Raw genomic sequence first — 15,348 nt, 5'->3', positions numbered from 1 at the left:
TCAACTCCTCCTGCGGATGGCAATGGTGTCGGCGGCCCGTTCACGCTGGTCGCGGGCAAGCCAGATGGTGACGGTCAGCGCATCGGCGGCCGAATGCGCAGGCTTGAGGTCGACGACCTCCTCGACGACAAGCCCCGCCTTCTCCAGCCACTCGGCGAGCGTCTGGTGCGAGAAGCCGAGGCGGATATGGGCATGTTCGTCGCGCAGATGTTCGAGCGCGTGCGGGGCAAGGTCTATGATGGCGAGGCGCCCGCCGGGCGCGAGCATGCGGGCGGCCTCGGCCACCGCCGCGTCCGGCTCGTCGAGAAAGTGCAGCACCTGGTGGATCGTCACGACGTCGAACTCGTCACGCTCCAGCGGCAGGTTGAAGATGTCGCCATGGCGGATCGAGGCCTTGGTGATGCCGGCGCGGTCGAGATTGGCGCGCGCCACCGCGAGCATGTCGCGGCTGGCATCGACGCCGACGCCGCGCTTGTAGAGCCCCTCGAAGAGCTGAAGGATGCGCCCCGTGCCCGTGCCGAGATCGAGGAAACCGTCCACCGGCTCCGTGCCGATCATCTGGGCCAGCCTCGCCTCCACCTCCGCCTCGCTGACATGCAGCCGGCGCACCGCGTCCCACTCGGCCGCGTTTCGGCTGAAATAGGCCTGCGCCTTGTCGGCGCGGATCTTCTTCAGCACGCGCAGCCGCTCGTCGTCGCGGGCGAATACCGCGTCTGCCGGGTCGGCGCTCTCGAGGAGCTGACGGGCGAGCGTGACGGCAGGTCCCCCCTGGCTCAGCCGGAAGAAGGCCCAGGCACCCTCCTGGTAGCGGTCGACGAGCGCAGCCTCGGCGAGCAGCTTCAGGTGGCGCGAGATGCGCGGCTGGGACTGGCCGAGGATGTCGGTCAGGTCGGTCACGGTCAGATCGCCGTGCGACAGCAGCGCGAGAAGGCGAAGGCGCGTCGGTTCACCCGCCGCCTTCAGGATCTCCACGATGTCGTCCAGTCCGAGTTTCTGCATGTCGCCCATGGCCTATCCAATCAAGACATAAAGATATGTTTATGTGATTAACCCGCGTCGCGCAAGGGCAAATCCGTGTCGCCGATCTTCCCATCAACACGCCAAAAGAAAAACCCCGGCAAGCCGGGGTTTCTCAAGGGGCGTGATGGCACCGTGCCTCAGCGCGTCAGGCGCTTGTAGGCCTGGCTGCCGGGGTTGAGGGCATCGGGGCCGAGACGGCGAACCTTGTCCTCTTCGTAGTCCTCGAAGTTGCCTTCGAACCATTCGACATGACCGTCGCCCTCGAACGCCAGGATGTGCGTCGCGAGGCGGTCGAGGAACATGCGATCGTGGCTGATGATGATCGCGCAACCGGCAAAGCTCTCAAGCGCGCTTTCAAGCGCACCGAGCGTTTCCGTGTCGAGGTCGTTGGTCGGTTCGTCGAGCAGCAGCACGTTGCCGCCGGCCTTCAGCATCTTGGCAAGGTGCACGCGGTTGCGCTGGCCGCCCGAAAGATTGCCGACCTTCTGCTGCTGGTCGCCACCCTTGAAATTGAAGGCCCCGCAATAGGCGCGCGAATTCATCTCGAACTTGCCGAGCTTGACGACTTCGGCGCCACCCGAGATTTCCTCCCAGACGGTCTTGTTGCCGTCGAGCGCGTCGCGGCTCTGGTCGACATAGCCGAGGTGCACGGTGTCGCCGATACGGATCGAGCCGCTATCGGGCGTTTCCTGGCCGGTGATCATCTTGAACAGCGTCGATTTGCCGGCGCCGTTCGGGCCGATAATGCCGACGATGCCGCCCGGCGGCAGCTTGATCGACAGGTCGTTGATCAGCGTGCGACCGTCAAAGCCCTTCTTGATGCCTTCCAGCTCGATGACCACGTTGCCGAGACGCTCGGAGACCGGGATGATGATCTGGGCGTCGCCGGGCCGGATGTTTTCTGCCGCATCGACCAGCTGTTCGTAGGCCTTGATACGGGCCTTGGACTTCGCCTGGCGCGCCTTCGGGCTGGAGGCGATCCACTCCTGTTCACGCGACAGCGCCTTCTGGCGGCCGGCTTCCTCGCGGCTCTCCTGCTTCATGCGCTTGGCCTTGGCCTGGAGATAGGCAGAGTAGTTGCCTTCGTAGGGAATGCCGCGGCCGCGGTCGAGTTCGAGGATCCAGCCCGTCACATTGTCGAGGAAGTAGCGATCGTGGGTGATCATCATCACGGCGCCCGGATAGTCGCGCAGGTGCTTTTCCAGCCAGGCGATGGTTTCGGCATCGAGATGGTTGGTCGGTTCGTCGAGCAACAGCAGGTCGGGCTGCGACAGCAGCAGGCGGCAGAGCGCGATGCGGCGGCGTTCACCACCCGACAGCAGCGTGACGTCAGAATCCTTCGCCGGGCAGCGCAGCGCTTCCATCGCCATCTCGACCTGCTGTTCCAGGTCCCAGAGGTTCTGGCTGTCGATGATATCCTGGAGCTTGGCGCCCTCGTCCGCCGTCTCGTCGGAATAGTTCATCATCAGCTCGTTGTAGCGGTCGATGATGGCGGTCTTGTCGGCAACGCCGACCATGACGTTCTCGAAGGCGGTCTTGGTCGGGTCGAGATGCGGTTCCTGCTCCAGGTAACCGACGGTCGCACCGTCGGCGAGCCAGGCTTCCCCGGTATATTCCTTGTCCTGGCCGGCAATGATGCGCAGCACCGTCGACTTACCCGCGCCGTTCGGGCCGAGGATGCCGATCTTGGCATCGGGATAGAAAGACAGGTTGACGTTTTCGAGAATTTTCTTGGCGCCGTAGGCCTTGTTGAGCCCCGACATGTGGTAGATGAATTGACGTGCCATGCAAACGCGCTCCGGATCGGACAAATTTGCCCGCTATGTAGGCGAATTCTCCGCCCGCGGCAATGTAAGAAAGCCGCGCTGCGTCCCACGGCGAAAACCCCGCCCCGCATCCTGTTGATACCGTCGGCAAGCGACACGGTGCCCAAATCCGACCGGTATCTCGCCAGTCCGGGCTGAAGGACACCCCGCCCGCTCGCGCTGCCCTACCCCGCCTGCCCCGGGCCCGTCACACCCTCGGTGCACCGCGACTTCGTCGGGACGGCGGCGGCGATGCGCTCGGCCAGCGTCGGACCATCGCCGGCAAGGCCAATGGTGAGGCCGGTCACGACGGAGCCGCCCTCCGTCTTGCGGCAGCTGAGCCGCACGCGCTCGCCGGCCCCCTTGCCGAAGGCGGCGTCGAAGGCGGCCCGCACTTCGGCAAGGGTGACCGCCGCCCCCGCCTTTTGCGAAAAGAGCGCGCGCACCGGCGAGGCGTTGAGCGTATCGAGCAGGTCGAGCGAGCGGCTGTAGTAGATCTCCGGGGACACCGCGACGCAGCTGCCGCTGCGCAGCCATTGCTGGCGGTCGAGGCCGAGGCGCGCGGCGGGCATGGCCGCCATCAGGCGCTCCTTCGTGACGGAAGCGAGCACGATATCCGGCAACTCCGTCCACTTGCCCTTGCGGGCCTTTTGCTTGAGCGCCGCCTCGATGCCGCAATAGCTCTTGCGCACCTGGAACCGGCTGAGCAGCGAGAACTGCCGGGCCGCCGGCGCATTCGCGGAGAAATCCGCACAGCCGCGGCTCCTCGGCCGGGCGGCGCAGTAGCCTTTCTGCCAGCTGACGGACAGCACCTCGCGGCCCTCTCTACTCGCCGGTACGGTCTGGGCGGCCGCGGGACTTGCGAGGAAAAGGAGGCACGCAGCAAGGAGGGAAAGGGCGGCTTTGAAAGTCAGTGCGGCATTGGTCATCATGACCGGCTCCCGAACAAGAACAAAACAAGATCATATACAACCAAAAATCCATAAAATGCAACCATAAATCGGAAAAATCACGACATGCGGGAGAAAGCGTAAAAATACACGCCGTATCCCGTTGTCTTTCATCGGCAAATCGCGTTGACCTTGCCGAAACGGGAGGACAGACCGGTGTTTTCGCTGGCTTCGATGCTGCAAAGCCCAAGTGGAGCGAGCCTTGCACTGCGGCACGAGGCCGCCCGGGGCGAGGCGCGCGGCATCCTGCTCGTAAGCCACGGCCTCGCCGAGCACAGCGCACGCTACGCGGAATTTGCCGGACGCCTGGCAGCGGAAGGGTTTCATGTCTATGCCCACGACCATCGCGGCCACGGCTTCACCACCGCGCCGGACGCCCCGCGCGGCCAGTTCGCGCCCAAGGACGGCATCGACCGGGTGATCGCGGACCTGCGCGCCGTGCGCGACCATGCGGCGGCGCGGCATCCGGGCCTGCCGGTCGTGCTCTTCGGCCATTCGATGGGCGGCCTGCTGGCCCTAGCCTTCGCGCAGGCGCATCCTGGCGATATCGACGCGCTCGCGGTGTGGAACTCCAATCTCGAACCGGGGTTTTCCGGACGCGTGGCGCAGGTCGTGCTGGCGGCAGAACGCATGCTGAAAGGATCCGATGTGCCGAGCGGCCTGCTGCCGCGCCTGACCTTTGGCGCCTGGGGCCGCGCCATCGCGAACCGCCGCACGGATTTCGACTGGCTGTCGCACGACCCCGCCGAGGTGGACGCCTATATCGCCGACCCGCTCTGCGGCTTCGACGTCAACGTCGCGATGTGGATCGACATCTTCGCCGTCACCTTCGCCAATGCCTCGGCGGAAGGGCTTGCGCGCCTGCCGAAGCGCCTGCCGATCCATCTCGTCGGCGGCGAGGAGGACCCGGCGACGGATTTCGGCCGCGCGGTGCACGCCTTTGCCGGGCGACTGAAAAAATCGCGGCTTGAGGACGTCACCACAACAGTCTATCGCGGCATGCGTCACGAATCGCTCAAGGAGAGCCGGTCGCTCCGCGATCCCGCCGTCGACGCCTTTGCCGTCTGGTGCCGGCGGGTGGTGGACGCACGGACCCGCGCCCGGGAACACGCATGACCACATCCGCCACCATCACGCCGCTGCGCAACGAGGTCAGCTTCGGGCTCTCCCTCATGGTGCTCTCGGTTCTCATCGCGCCGATCATCGACATTTTCGCGAAACTGGCGGTCACCGCCGTGCCGGCGACCGAAATCACCTTCGTGCGCCTGCTCTTCCAGATGACCGTTCTGGGGCCGATCTGCCTCCTGCGCGGCACGCTTCTTGATGTCACCTGGCGGAAGATGGGCCTGCATGCCGCCCGCGGCCTTCTGATGGCGATCACCATGATCACCTTCGTCACACCGCTCGCCGTCATGGAACTGGCCGACGCTATCGCCATCTTCTTCGTCGAGCCGATCATCCTGACCATCCTCGGCTCGATCTTCCTCAAGGAGACCATCGGCTGGCGGCGCTACACGGCCTGCGGCGTCGGCTTCTTCGGCTCGCTGCTGGTCATCCAGCCGAGCCTGCAGGAGGTCGGCCCCATCGCGCTGCTGCCCGTCGTGTCGGCCCTCTCGCTCGCGCTGTTCTTCCTCCTGACGCGGCTCGTCGCCCAGAAGGAGGACCCCTGGTCCATGCAGTTCTATGCAGGCCTCTGGGGCGCGCTGTTCTCCGGACTGCTCCTCCTCGTCGGCGGCAGGCTCGGCATCGCCATGCTGACGCCGGTCGTGCCCGACATGGCGAACACAATCTACATCGCCAGCGCCGCCGTCGCCGCCACCATCGCCGGCGTGCTCGGCGTCTACGCCTATCGCTCGGCCCCCGCCTCGACGCTCGCCCCGCTGCAATATCTCGAGATCGTCTCGGCGACGATCCTCGGCTGGCTCGTGTTCGGCCACCTGCCGGACGCCGTGAAATGGCTCGGCATCGCCATCATCATCGCCTCCGGCCTCTACGTCATCTGGCGCGAGCGCAAGCTCAACAAGACGGCGACTATACCGCCCGTCTCCACGCCGATCTGACCTTGCCCGCCCGCGCGAACGGCGCGGCAGGCATCATGTCAGTCTGAGCCGTCATGATCTCCCGCCGGGCGCCGTCTATCGTGTCCGGCAGCTTTTTGTTATCGAAAGGGAAACGGGCGAAAAGCCCGGCGGCCGGCCGCATTCCGGCACCGCCGAGGAGGGAGTGCACGATGGAGAAGTCGAACCTGCCGCTGTCAGGCATTAGGGTCATCGAGCTGGCGCGGGTTCTCGCCGGTCCCTGGGCCGGGCAGATGCTGGCCGATATGGGCGCCGATGTCATCAAGATCGAAAACCCCGACGGCGGCGACGACACGCGCGCCTGGGGCCCGCCCTTCGTGACCGGCAGGGACGGCGAGAACCTGTCCGCCGCCTATTACCACTCCACCAATCGCGGCAAGCGCTCTATCGCAGTCGACCTCAAGACCGAGGAAGGCCGCGCCGTCGTCCACCGCCTTGTCGCGACGGCTGATGTCGTCATCGAGAATTTCAAGGTCGGCGGCCTCGTCAAATACGGGCTCGATTACCAGAGCCTCGCCAAGGCCCATCCCAAACTCGTCTACTGCTCGATCACCGGCTTCGGCCAGGACGGCCCCTATGCCGCCCGCGCCGGCTATGACTATATCGTACAGGGCATGTCCGGCTTCATGTCGGTGACGGGCGCACCGGACGGCGAGCCGATGAAGGCCGGCGTCGCCATCGCCGACATCTTCACCGGCATCTATGCCGTCGCCGCCATCCAGGGGGCGCTCATCCATGTCATGAAAACCGGTCAGGGCCAGCATGTCGACATGGCGCTGCTCGACGTGCAATCGGCCGTCATGGCGAACCAGAACATGAACTTCCTCGCCTCCGGCAACGCGCCGACGCGGCTCGGCAATGCGCATCCCAACATCTCGCCCTACGAGGTCGTGCCCACCTCCGACGGGCACATCATCCTCGCCGTCGGCAATGACGGGCAGTTCCGCAAGCTCTGCGGCATCCTGAAGCTCGAGGGCGTCGCCGACGACGAGCGCTTCGCCACCAACCGGGCGCGCGTCGCCCATCGCGACGAGGTGCGCCGCCTCGTCACCGGTGCGACGGCCAGCATCAGCAAGGCCGATCTGCTCGCCGCCTGCGAGCGCGAGGGCGTGCCAGCCGGGCCGATCAACTCCATCGCCGAGACCTTCGAGGATCCGCAGGTGAAGGCGCGGGGCTTGCGCATCGATCTGCCCGATGCCGACGGCAACCGCATTCCCGGCGTGCGCACGCCCATCGTCTATTCGGGCACGCCCCTTGCCTATGACCGGCCGAGCCCGCGGCTCGGCGAACATACCAACGCCGTGATGGCGGAACTTGGCATCCTCGAAGCAGGAAAGAAAAGCGCATGAAGACCGGTGGCCAGTTGATCGTCGATGCCCTCGTTGCCAATGGCGTCAAGCGCGTCGCCTGCGTGCCGGGCGAAAGCTACCTTGCCGTGCTCGATGCGCTGCATGACACCGATGTCGACGTGCTCGTCTGCCGGCAGGAAGGCGGCGCGGCGATGATGGCGGACTGCTGGGGCCGGCTGACGGGCGAGCCCGGTATCTGCATGGTCACGCGCGGCCCGGGCGCCACCAACGCCTCGGCAGGCCTGCACATCGCGCGGCAGGATTCGATCCCGATGATCCTCTTCATCGGCCAGGTACAGCGCGATGCGCGCGAGCGCGAGGCCTTCCAGGAGGTGGAATACCGTCGCGCCTTCACCGAGGTCGCCAAGTGGGTGGCGGAAATCGACGATGCCCGCCGCATCCCCGAATTCATCACGCGCGCCTTTGCCGTCGCCACCTCCGGCCGGCCAGGCCCGGTGGTGCTGGCGCTGCCCGAGGACATGCTGACGGATACGGTCGAGGCCGTCGACGCAAAGGCCTATATGCCGGTCGAGGCACACCCCGGCCGCAAGCAGATGGAAGAGCTGGCGCGACGTCTCGAAACAGCCGAGCGTCCGCTCGTCATCCTCGGCGGCACACGCTGGTCCGAAGAGAGCGTCGCCGGCTTCACGGCCTTTGCAGAGCGCTGGTCGCTGCCCGTCGCCTGTTCCTTCCGCCGCCAGATGCTGTTCGATCATCAGCACCCGAATTATGCCGGCGACAGCGGCATCGGCATCAGCCCCGCACTCGGCAAGGAGATCCGCGAAGCGGACCTCGTCATCCTGCTCGGCGGCCGCTATTCGGAAATGCCGTCCTCGACCTACAGCCTGCTCAAGGTGCCCTACCCGCAGCAGGCGCTGGTGCATGTCTATCCGGACCCGTCCGAGCTCGGCCGTGTCTACAGGCCGGACCTTGCGATCTGCGCGGCGCCAGAGGATTTCGTCGCCGCGCTCGACGGCCTCGCGCCGAAGACCGCCCCGCGCTGGGCCGCCCGTACCGCCGCCATGCATGAATCCTACCTGAAATGGTCGACCCCGCCGCAAACCGGCCCGGGCGGCGTGCAGATGGGCCCGATCATGGCCTGGCTGGAGGAAAACACGCCCGAGGATACGATCTTCACCAATGGCGCCGGCAACTATGCGACCTGGGTGCATCGCTTCCATCGCTTCCGCCGCTTTGCGACGCAGGCCGCCCCGACATCGGGCTCGATGGGCTATGGCCTGCCCGCCGCGGTCGCCGCCAAGCAGCTCTTCCCGGAGCGTGAGGTTATCTGCTTTGCCGGCGATGGCTGCTTCATGATGCACGGCCAGGAATTCGCCACCGCCGTGCGCTACAACCTTCCGATCATCACCGTCGTCGTCAACAACGGCATCTACGGCACGATCCGCATGCACCAGGAGCGGGAGTATCCCGGCCGCGTCAGCGCCACGGATCTGACCAACCCGGATTTCGCCGCGCTCGCCCGCGCCTATGGCGGCCATGGCGAAACGGTGGAGACGACGGAGGATTTTGCGCCAGCCTTCCTGCGCGCCCGCCAGAGCGGCAAGCCGGCGATCATCGAGGTGAAGCTCGACCCGGAAGCGATCACGCCGACGCGCACGCTCTCGGATATCCGCAGCGGGAAATGACGTTTTGGGGCGTGAACGCCCCTCATCCCGCTACTGCGACCTTCTCCCCGCAAGCGGGGAGAAGGCGGATGGGGCAATGCCTCACCTACCAACATATCGTCGATGCTTTGGGAAGCCGTTGCGGCATTCCCCTTCGCCCCGCCTACGGGGAGAAGGCAACGGCAGGCGGTTGAGGAGCCAGGTCCTCAACCGCGAAGATGCTGCGCCTGCTCGTAGGTCTTCGTCGAGCGCATGCCGGAACGGCAGTAGCCGAGCATCGGGCGCGGCAACTCGTCGAGCGCGTCAACCATGCCGCTCACCGCTTCCGCAGTCACGCCCATCGGGCCGACGGGCACATGGGCCGTCTCGATACCGAGTTCCTTCGCACGCGCCGCAATGGCCGAGAATTCCGGCTGGCCTGCCTCTTCATGGTCCGGGCGATGGCAGACGATGGATTTGAAGCCCAGGGCGGCGATGGCGTCGAGATCCCCGACGGCGATCTGGCCGGAGACGGAATATTCGTCGTTGATCTCGCGGATATCCATGGGCGGTTCCTTCTAGAAAACAGGGGTGCTCACCGTTTAAGCCCGAGCCGCGGGAGCGTCAATCATGCAAAATCTATAGTAATTCCCGAAAAGAGTTGAAGCGCATCGCTCCGGCAACGAAGGAACGCCCCCTCCGCCCGAAAAACGCGCAGACATCCTAGCGGACCTCGAAGGCGAGGCCGTAGCTCACGCTTTCGCCGGGCGCGAAATTCGCCGCCTCACCGGAGGCGATCAACTCGGCGCGCGGCACGAGACGGTGCGAGACGGGCTCGATGCCAAGCACTGCCGAGCCTGGCGACAGGTTTCGCCAGACCTGCAGATGCGGCAGGGTATCCGTGCGGAAACGGATATGGACGCTGCGACCGCCAAGCGCCGCAATCGGGCCGATGGCGATCTCGGCCCAGCCATGCGCCGCCGTTTCGGCCGCCGGCACGCAGAAGATCTCGCGGTCGCCCTCGCCGAAGCGCCACGGCAGGCTGCCGCCGGGCAGCATCGCCCCCGTCAGCCGCGTGTCCGCATCGAAGAGGCCGGTGCCGAAATTGATGTGATACATGCCGAAGGGCGGCCAGGAGGTGCCGCCCGTATTGGTGATGCGGTCGTCGAGCGTGATGTGGCCGGTGCTCCGGTCGGCGCGCCAGCGGCGGGCGAGATCGGCCTTGCCGCCATGGGCAAGCGAAACCGCGACGCGCCCCTCGCAGATAACCTCCCCCTCGTCTTCCTCGACCAGCACGTCCCGCGCCGGCGAGGACGAAAACGACCCGTGCAGCGGATAGAGCCGCCCGTCAGCAGCCCCCTCGACCGGCACCGGGTGGCGGATGTGATCCGGCCCGCAGGTGAACAGGAAGCCCGGCAGCGCCTTGTCGATGCGCGGATCGCCGTCCGAAGGCACCGTTGCCCCCGGCGCAAGATCGACGCCGTGAAAAACGGCACCGGCGACGTCGAGCACCGATTGCGGCGTCAGATCGAGACGAAAGGACTGGTCTTGTGTCTGGGCGGTAAGGGAAAAGGTCATCCGGGTCTCCGGCAAGGGGCAATCAATCGGCGGCATGCTAGAGCAATTCCCGCGAAAGTGCGACGCGGTTTTACGGCCGGAACGGCGATAAAACAAAAGGATAGCGTGTCTTCCCGATTCGGCGGAAAACCGAAAGGCTGCGTGGCGGGATGGCCGCCGGGGCACGGAACGCCACCCTTGCCTCGCATCGCGTCACGGGAACCATCACGCCCGGTCACAAGTTTTTGCAATGCGCGTTGACCTTACGTTCACCATCGATTCAGTTTTTTCATATTAAGGTCTGAATTGAAGTGTTCCGTCCGCGCGATATGTGCAAGCAGGCAGGTCAAGAGTCGTGAATTCTATTTTTAAAACAAGCCTTTCGCTCCTTGCCGCGGCATCCGTCCTCGGAATCGCCGTCTTGCCGGCGCACGCGCAGCAGCGTTTCTCCTCGCGCGACACGGTTCTGGTCTCGCCGGAAGGCGATATTCTCGACTATGTTCCCGACGATGGCAGCGTGCGCGTGATGCGCGACAACCGCGGTCGCACCGTCTATGTCGACGGCTGGGGCAACGTCGTCGCTACCGCCATGCAGGCCGACCGCTATTTCGCGCGCGGCGACGACTATCGCCCGCGCCGCGAGGCGCGCGGCTACCCAGAAACGAACCCCGACTATTTCCCCCCGGCGCCGGAAGCCGACTACGGCGACGAGCTGACCACCAGCTCCGTGCCGGAAATGCGCGAGGGCCTGCCGGGCGACATCGAGCGCCAGCCGCTGCCGGACGCCGATTTCGGCGGCTCGCAGCCCCTGCCCGATTTTTCCGACGACAGCGCGGCGCTGCCGGAAAACAGCACCGACCCCAATGCGGAATTCGTGCCCGGCCCGAAGTTCCAGCCGGCGATCGCGATCGGCAAGATGTCCTCCGCCGAGATCACCGCGCTCCAGGTCTTCCTCGACCGCGAGGGCTTTTCGCCCGGCGTGATCGACGGCAGGAAGGGCTCGAACGTCACCAAGGCGATCGAGGCCTGGCAGAATGCGACGGGCGAGACGCTCGATCCGAACAATGCCGACGACATCCTGGAACGGCTGCGCCTGTCGGGCGGCCTCGCCTTCACCACCTACGAAATCAGTGCTGCCGATGCGGCCGGCCCCTATGTCGCCGCCATCCCGGACGACTATGCCCAGAAGGCGGCGCTGCCGCACCTCTCCTTCACTTCGACCACGGAAATGCTGGCCGAAAAATTCCACATGGACGAGGCCTATCTGAAGGAGATCAACCCGGGGGTCGACTTCACCATTCCCGGCACGATCATCAAGGTCGTCGATACCGGCGAAAAGAAGACCGGCAAGGTCGCCAAGATCCTCGCCGACAAGGGCCGCAAGCAGGTGCTCGCCTATGACGCGAACGGCACGCTGATCGCCGCCTATCCGGCCAGCATCGGCTCGGCCGACACGCCCTCGCCGTCGGGCACCGTGACCGTGGAGCGCATCGCGCTCAATCCCGGTTACACCTACAACCCGAAGATCAACTTCCAGCAGGGCAGCAACAACAAGGTGCTGACCCTGCAACCCGGTCCGAACGGCCCGGTCGGCACGGTCTGGATCGCGCTGTCGAAGCCGACCTACGGTATCCACGGTACGCCGGAGCCTTCGAAGATCGGCAAGACGCAGAGCCACGGCTGCATCCGCCTGACCAACTGGGACGCGACGGAACTCGCCAAGATGGCCAGCGCCGGCGTGACGGTCGAGTTCGTCGACTGACGATGACACGATGTCCCGCAAAAGCCGGCCCTCAGGCCGGCTTTTTCATTTGCACGGAAAAACCGTTGCATGGCGCCGTTCCGTCACGCGGTGGGCCGGAAAATGCCGCCTTTGGCGTCGATACGTCCTTCTGGCAAGCGAACGGGCAACCATCCTTCCGCACGCCCTTGCTGCAAGTCGCATTCGAAAATCCGGTCTCCCATGCTTGAAAAACTCCGCCCCGCCCTTCTCTGCCTCACGCTTGCCGGCCTCTTGCCGCCCGCCGCCGGCGCTGCCGACCTCATCGGCTTCTGGGACAGCCCGCAGAAGGGCGGCAACAGTTTCAACGCCGCGGCACCGGACCGGGCCTATTTCGACGCACTCGCAGCAACCGGCGCCAGCTGGGTAAGGCTCACCTTCAGCAAATGGCAAGGCGAAGGCAGGGACTTCCTGATCGGCGACGCAGACCGCTACAAGGGCCTGCCGCCCGGCGACCTCGCCAGGCTGCGCGAGACGCTCGACGCCGCCGGGGCCGCCGGTCTCAAGGTCGTGATCACTCCGCTCAGCCTGCCCGGCGCACGCTGGAAGCAGCAGAACGGCGGAAAGTTCGACGACCGGCTATGGTCCGACCCGGCCTATGCCGGCCAGGCGGTCGCGTTCTGGCACGACCTCGCAGCGGCGCTCAAGGACCATCCGGCCGTCGCCGCCTACAACCTGCTCAACGAACCGGCCCCGGAAAAGACGACCGGGCTTGCGGAAAACGCCGCAATGGCGGAGATCTCCGCCTGGCAGGAGAAGAACACCGGCAGCACCCGCGACCTGCCAAACCTCTACATGCGCATGATCGCGGCAATCCGCACCGTCGATCCGGTAACGCCCGTGATGGTCGATGGCGGCTACTACGCCAATCCGCGTGCCCTCGCCGCCTGGCCGGAGCGTCTTGCCGATGAGCGGGTGCTCTATGCCTTCCACATGTACGAGCCCTATGACGCCACGAGCGCGCCGAACATGAAGCGCAAAACGCCGCTTTCCTATCCCGGTACCACGACGGACTATGCCGGCGGCAAGACGGCCTGGGATCGGAAAGCCATCGGCGATCATATCGGCACGGCCTTCGACTGGGCAAAGGCCGCCGGCGTGCCGCCGAGCCGTGTGGTTGCCGCCGAATTCGGCTGCATGCGCCTGTGGACCGACTGCGGCACCTATCTGACCGACGTCACGGACGCCGTGGATGCGCGAGGCGGCCACTGGGCCTTCTATTCCTTCCGCGAGGACGAGTGGGAGGGCATGGACTATGAACTGTCCGCCAAGGTGGAACCCGGCCGGTTCTACTGGCTGAAGGAACAGGGCAAGGCCGGCACATTGCCGCGCGACGGCAAGCTTATGGAGCTTCTGAAGGCGCGCATGCAGAAATAGAGCATTTCCAGCCGAAACGGGATCGCTTCGGCGTCGGACAATGCCGGAAAAACAAGGAGACAAGGCATTTCCGATGAACGCGCGTTCAGCGGAAATACCCTGGAAATAGGGCGGAGCAGCCTTCCGTGCCGCTCCGCCCCGATGGACCGAAAGACTGCCTCAAGCCGCGCGGCTGTAGCCGGAGCCCTGCGCCGGGCGGGCCTCGCCGCTGGTGCGGAAGGCGCTGAGCTGGGCGGCGATGGAGGCGGCTTCCTGCGTCAAGGCCTGGCTGGCGGCATTCGCCTCCTCGACCATGGCGGCGTTCTGCTGGGTGATCTGGTCCATGGCGTTGATCGCCTGATTGACCGCCAGCAGGCCCGTCGCCTGTTCCGCCGTGCTGGCACGGATCGCGTTGAACACGGCACTGACCTCGACGACCTGGGTGACGATCTGGCGCAGCGACTGGGCGACTTCGCCGACCGAACGCACACCGTCCTCGACCTGGCTATGCGACTTGGCGATGAGGTTCTGGATGTCCTTCGCCGCATCGGCACAGCGCTGGGCAAGCGCCCGCACCTCGGAGGCAACGACGGCAAAGCCGCGCCCCGCCTCGCCCGCCCGCGCCGCCTCGATACCGGCATTGAGCGCAAGCAGGTTGGTCTGGAAGGCGATCTCGTCGATCACCTCGATGATGTTGGCGATGGCCGAGGAGGACGCCTGTATCTCTCCCATGGCGACGATCGCATGCTCCACGATCTCGCCGCCGTGCTGCGCATTGTCACGCGCCGCGATCACGAGGGCGTTCGCCTCATTGGCGCTCTGGGCCGTCTGGCGCACGGTGGTGGTCACCTGCTCGACGGCGGCGGCCGTTTCCTCCAGATTCGCGGCCTGCCGTTCGGTGCGCTTGGCAAGGTCGTCGGACGCAACCGCGATCTCACGAGCGCTGAGATGAATGGAGCCGGCGCCTGCGCCAATACTGCCGATCGCCTGCGAGAGCGTGGAAATGGCGTGGTTGAAGTCATCGCGCAGCGCCTCGTAGGCTTGCGGCAGCGGGCCGGTGATGCGCGCGGTGAGATCGCCGTCGGAGATGCGCTTCAACGCAGCACCGAAACTGTCGCTGACGATCTTGCGCTCCTCGGCGACGACCTGGGCCTGCACCGCCTGCTGCTTGGCGAGATCCGTCATGTCGTTGTAGACGGAGATGGAGAGGTCCATATCGAGGAACATCGCCTTGAGCAGGCTGGAGAAACGCGCCGCGAACTCTTCCGGCCCGATCTCCTGGCGCGCAAACAGGCCCTGCTTCGGCCAGAGAGATTTGACGGCTTCCGTCAGAAGATGCTCGACGATCAGCGCATAGCCACCGATATACCAGCGCGGCTCCAGGCCGATGCGCGCATGCACATGGCCGATCGTCTGGACCTTGGTGGCATAGTCGCCCGTGAAATCGCCGGTTGCGATGTTCGCCCAATGACCGAGCTGGGCATTCTTCGCCCGGTTGATATGCGCTTCGTTGGAGAAGAGGTGGTTCACCTCCGGGCTCTTGCGCACGATCGCGTAGAACTTGTCCAACGCCGGGCCGAGCTCCTTCTCGATGAAGGGCTTCAGCGTACGCAGACGCTTCAGGGCTGCCTCGTCGAGGCCGAGGTAGTCCAGACGGCGCGCGATATCATGGTTCTGGCTGGCGGTCTGCGGGGCTGGCTTCATTCCGAGGGGTATCCTGGCAACTCGAGAAAACGGGGAAAGCGACAAACAATCGGGGCAGCGGTGCCGGGCGGCACCGCATCTTGCCCGTAACCCTTCATGGGTCCCCGTGGCGGCGCAAGGCCGATGGGGTGACTTTCTAACGCGA

At 65.5% G+C, this 15,348-nt stretch carries 12 protein-coding genes; 6 read left to right on the top strand and 6 right to left on the bottom strand.

Annotated elements, in window-relative coordinates; genetic code table 11:
• The 3 genes from AKG11_RS15505 to AKG11_RS15495 all read right to left on the bottom strand — a co-directional run bounded on the left by AKG11_RS15505 (position 1) and on the right by AKG11_RS15495 (position 3,757).
• Entirely contained in the window at positions 1-1,008 is a 1,008-nt protein-coding gene (locus AKG11_RS15505) for an ArsR/SmtB family transcription factor (RefSeq protein WP_023517041.1), read from the bottom strand.
• Positions 1,009-1,157: 149 nt separating this feature from the next.
• Positions 1,158-2,807, bottom strand: a complete 1,650-nt coding sequence (gene ettA, locus AKG11_RS15500) for an energy-dependent translational throttle protein EttA (RefSeq protein ID WP_050744601.1) — start codon at positions 2,805-2,807, stop codon at positions 1,158-1,160.
• A gap of 203 nt (positions 2,808-3,010) precedes the next feature.
• Entirely contained in the window at positions 3,011-3,757 is a 747-nt protein-coding gene (locus AKG11_RS15495; protein WP_050744518.1) for a hypothetical protein, read from the bottom strand.
• A gap of 174 nt (positions 3,758-3,931) precedes the next feature.
• Between AKG11_RS15495 and AKG11_RS15490 the strand changes: the two genes are divergently transcribed.
• From AKG11_RS15490 to AKG11_RS15470, 4 genes are all read left to right on the top strand, one after another.
• Positions 3,932-4,891: an alpha/beta hydrolase gene (locus AKG11_RS15490; protein WP_050744517.1), complete on the top strand. Its 960-nt coding sequence runs from the start codon at positions 3,932-3,934 to the stop codon at positions 4,889-4,891.
• Positions 4,888-5,835 (top strand): DMT family transporter, encoded by a 948-nt coding sequence (locus AKG11_RS15485; RefSeq protein WP_024271542.1) that lies wholly within the window; start codon positions 4,888-4,890, stop codon positions 5,833-5,835. The genes AKG11_RS15490 and AKG11_RS15485 overlap by 4 nt, the downstream gene beginning before the upstream one ends.
• Positions 5,836-6,005: 170 nt before the next feature.
• The gene (locus AKG11_RS15475; RefSeq protein ID WP_050744515.1) at positions 6,006-7,202 is read left to right on the top strand and encodes a succinate--glutarate CoA-transferase; all 1,197 of its coding nucleotides are present in this window, start codon (positions 6,006-6,008) and stop codon (positions 7,200-7,202) included.
• Complete coding sequence (locus AKG11_RS15470; RefSeq protein WP_023515377.1) at positions 7,199-8,848, top strand: thiamine pyrophosphate-binding protein; 1,650 nt, start codon at positions 7,199-7,201, stop codon at positions 8,846-8,848. Before AKG11_RS15475 ends, AKG11_RS15470 begins: the two co-directional genes overlap by 4 nt.
• Before the next feature lie 185 nt (positions 8,849-9,033).
• On the opposite strand, the gene AKG11_RS15465 is transcribed toward AKG11_RS15470, so the two are convergent.
• Positions 9,034-9,372 carry a protein tyrosine phosphatase family protein gene (locus AKG11_RS15465; protein WP_023515378.1) on the bottom strand — a complete coding sequence of 113 codons (339 nt, stop codon included), beginning with the start codon at positions 9,370-9,372 and terminating at the stop codon, positions 9,034-9,036.
• Between the two features lie 157 nt (positions 9,373-9,529).
• Positions 9,530-10,384, bottom strand: a complete 855-nt coding sequence (locus AKG11_RS15460) for a DUF4432 family protein (RefSeq protein WP_050744514.1) — start codon at positions 10,382-10,384, stop codon at positions 9,530-9,532.
• 391 nt (positions 10,385-10,775) lie between these two features.
• On the opposite strand from AKG11_RS15460, the gene AKG11_RS15455 reads away from it, so the two are divergent.
• Both AKG11_RS15455 and AKG11_RS15450 read left to right on the top strand, forming a co-directional pair.
• The gene (locus tag AKG11_RS15455) at positions 10,776-12,125 is read left to right on the top strand and encodes a L,D-transpeptidase family protein (protein WP_371260096.1); all 1,350 of its coding nucleotides are present in this window, start codon (positions 10,776-10,778) and stop codon (positions 12,123-12,125) included.
• A 201-nt stretch (positions 12,126-12,326) separates the two neighbouring features.
• Complete coding sequence (locus AKG11_RS15450; RefSeq protein WP_050744512.1) at positions 12,327-13,520, top strand: glycoside hydrolase family 5 protein; 1,194 nt, start codon at positions 12,327-12,329, stop codon at positions 13,518-13,520.
• 159 nt (positions 13,521-13,679) lie between these two features.
• On the opposite strand, the gene AKG11_RS15445 is transcribed toward AKG11_RS15450, so the two are convergent.
• Positions 13,680-15,203, bottom strand: a complete 1,524-nt coding sequence (locus tag AKG11_RS15445; RefSeq protein WP_023516166.1) for a globin-coupled sensor protein — start codon at positions 15,201-15,203, stop codon at positions 13,680-13,682.
• Between the last annotated feature and the right edge of the window lie 145 nt (positions 15,204-15,348).

The sequence above is a fragment of the Shinella sp. SUS2 genome, assembly GCF_001262505.1.
GTDB lineage: Bacteria > Pseudomonadota > Alphaproteobacteria > Rhizobiales > Rhizobiaceae > Shinella.
This window is presented reverse-complemented; position numbering and strand designations above follow the sequence as displayed.

What these genes read in the sequence shown, in the direction of transcription:
- AKG11_RS15470 (WP_023515377.1), top strand. Translation starts at nt 7,199, where the DNA reads ATGAAGACCGGTGGCCAGTTGATCGTCGATGCCCTCGTTGCCAATGGC.
- AKG11_RS15460 (WP_050744514.1), bottom strand. Translation starts at nt 10,384, where the DNA reads ATGACCTTTTCCCTTACCGCCCAGACACAAGACCAGTCCTTTCGTCTC.
- AKG11_RS15450 (WP_050744512.1), top strand. Translation starts at nt 12,327, where the DNA reads ATGCTTGAAAAACTCCGCCCCGCCCTTCTCTGCCTCACGCTTGCCGGC.
- AKG11_RS15505 (WP_023517041.1), bottom strand. Translation starts at nt 1,008, where the DNA reads ATGGGCGACATGCAGAAACTCGGACTGGACGACATCGTGGAGATCCTG.
- ettA (WP_050744601.1), bottom strand. Translation starts at nt 2,807, where the DNA reads ATGGCACGTCAATTCATCTACCACATGTCGGGGCTCAACAAGGCCTAC.
- AKG11_RS15495 (WP_050744518.1), bottom strand. Translation starts at nt 3,757, where the DNA reads ATGATGACCAATGCCGCACTGACTTTCAAAGCCGCCCTTTCCCTCCTT.
- AKG11_RS15465 (WP_023515378.1), bottom strand. Translation starts at nt 9,372, where the DNA reads ATGGATATCCGCGAGATCAACGACGAATATTCCGTCTCCGGCCAGATC.
- AKG11_RS15445 (WP_023516166.1), bottom strand. Translation starts at nt 15,203, where the DNA reads ATGAAGCCAGCCCCGCAGACCGCCAGCCAGAACCATGATATCGCGCGC.
- AKG11_RS15485 (WP_024271542.1), top strand. Translation starts at nt 4,888, where the DNA reads ATGACCACATCCGCCACCATCACGCCGCTGCGCAACGAGGTCAGCTTC.
- AKG11_RS15475 (WP_050744515.1), top strand. Translation starts at nt 6,006, where the DNA reads ATGGAGAAGTCGAACCTGCCGCTGTCAGGCATTAGGGTCATCGAGCTG.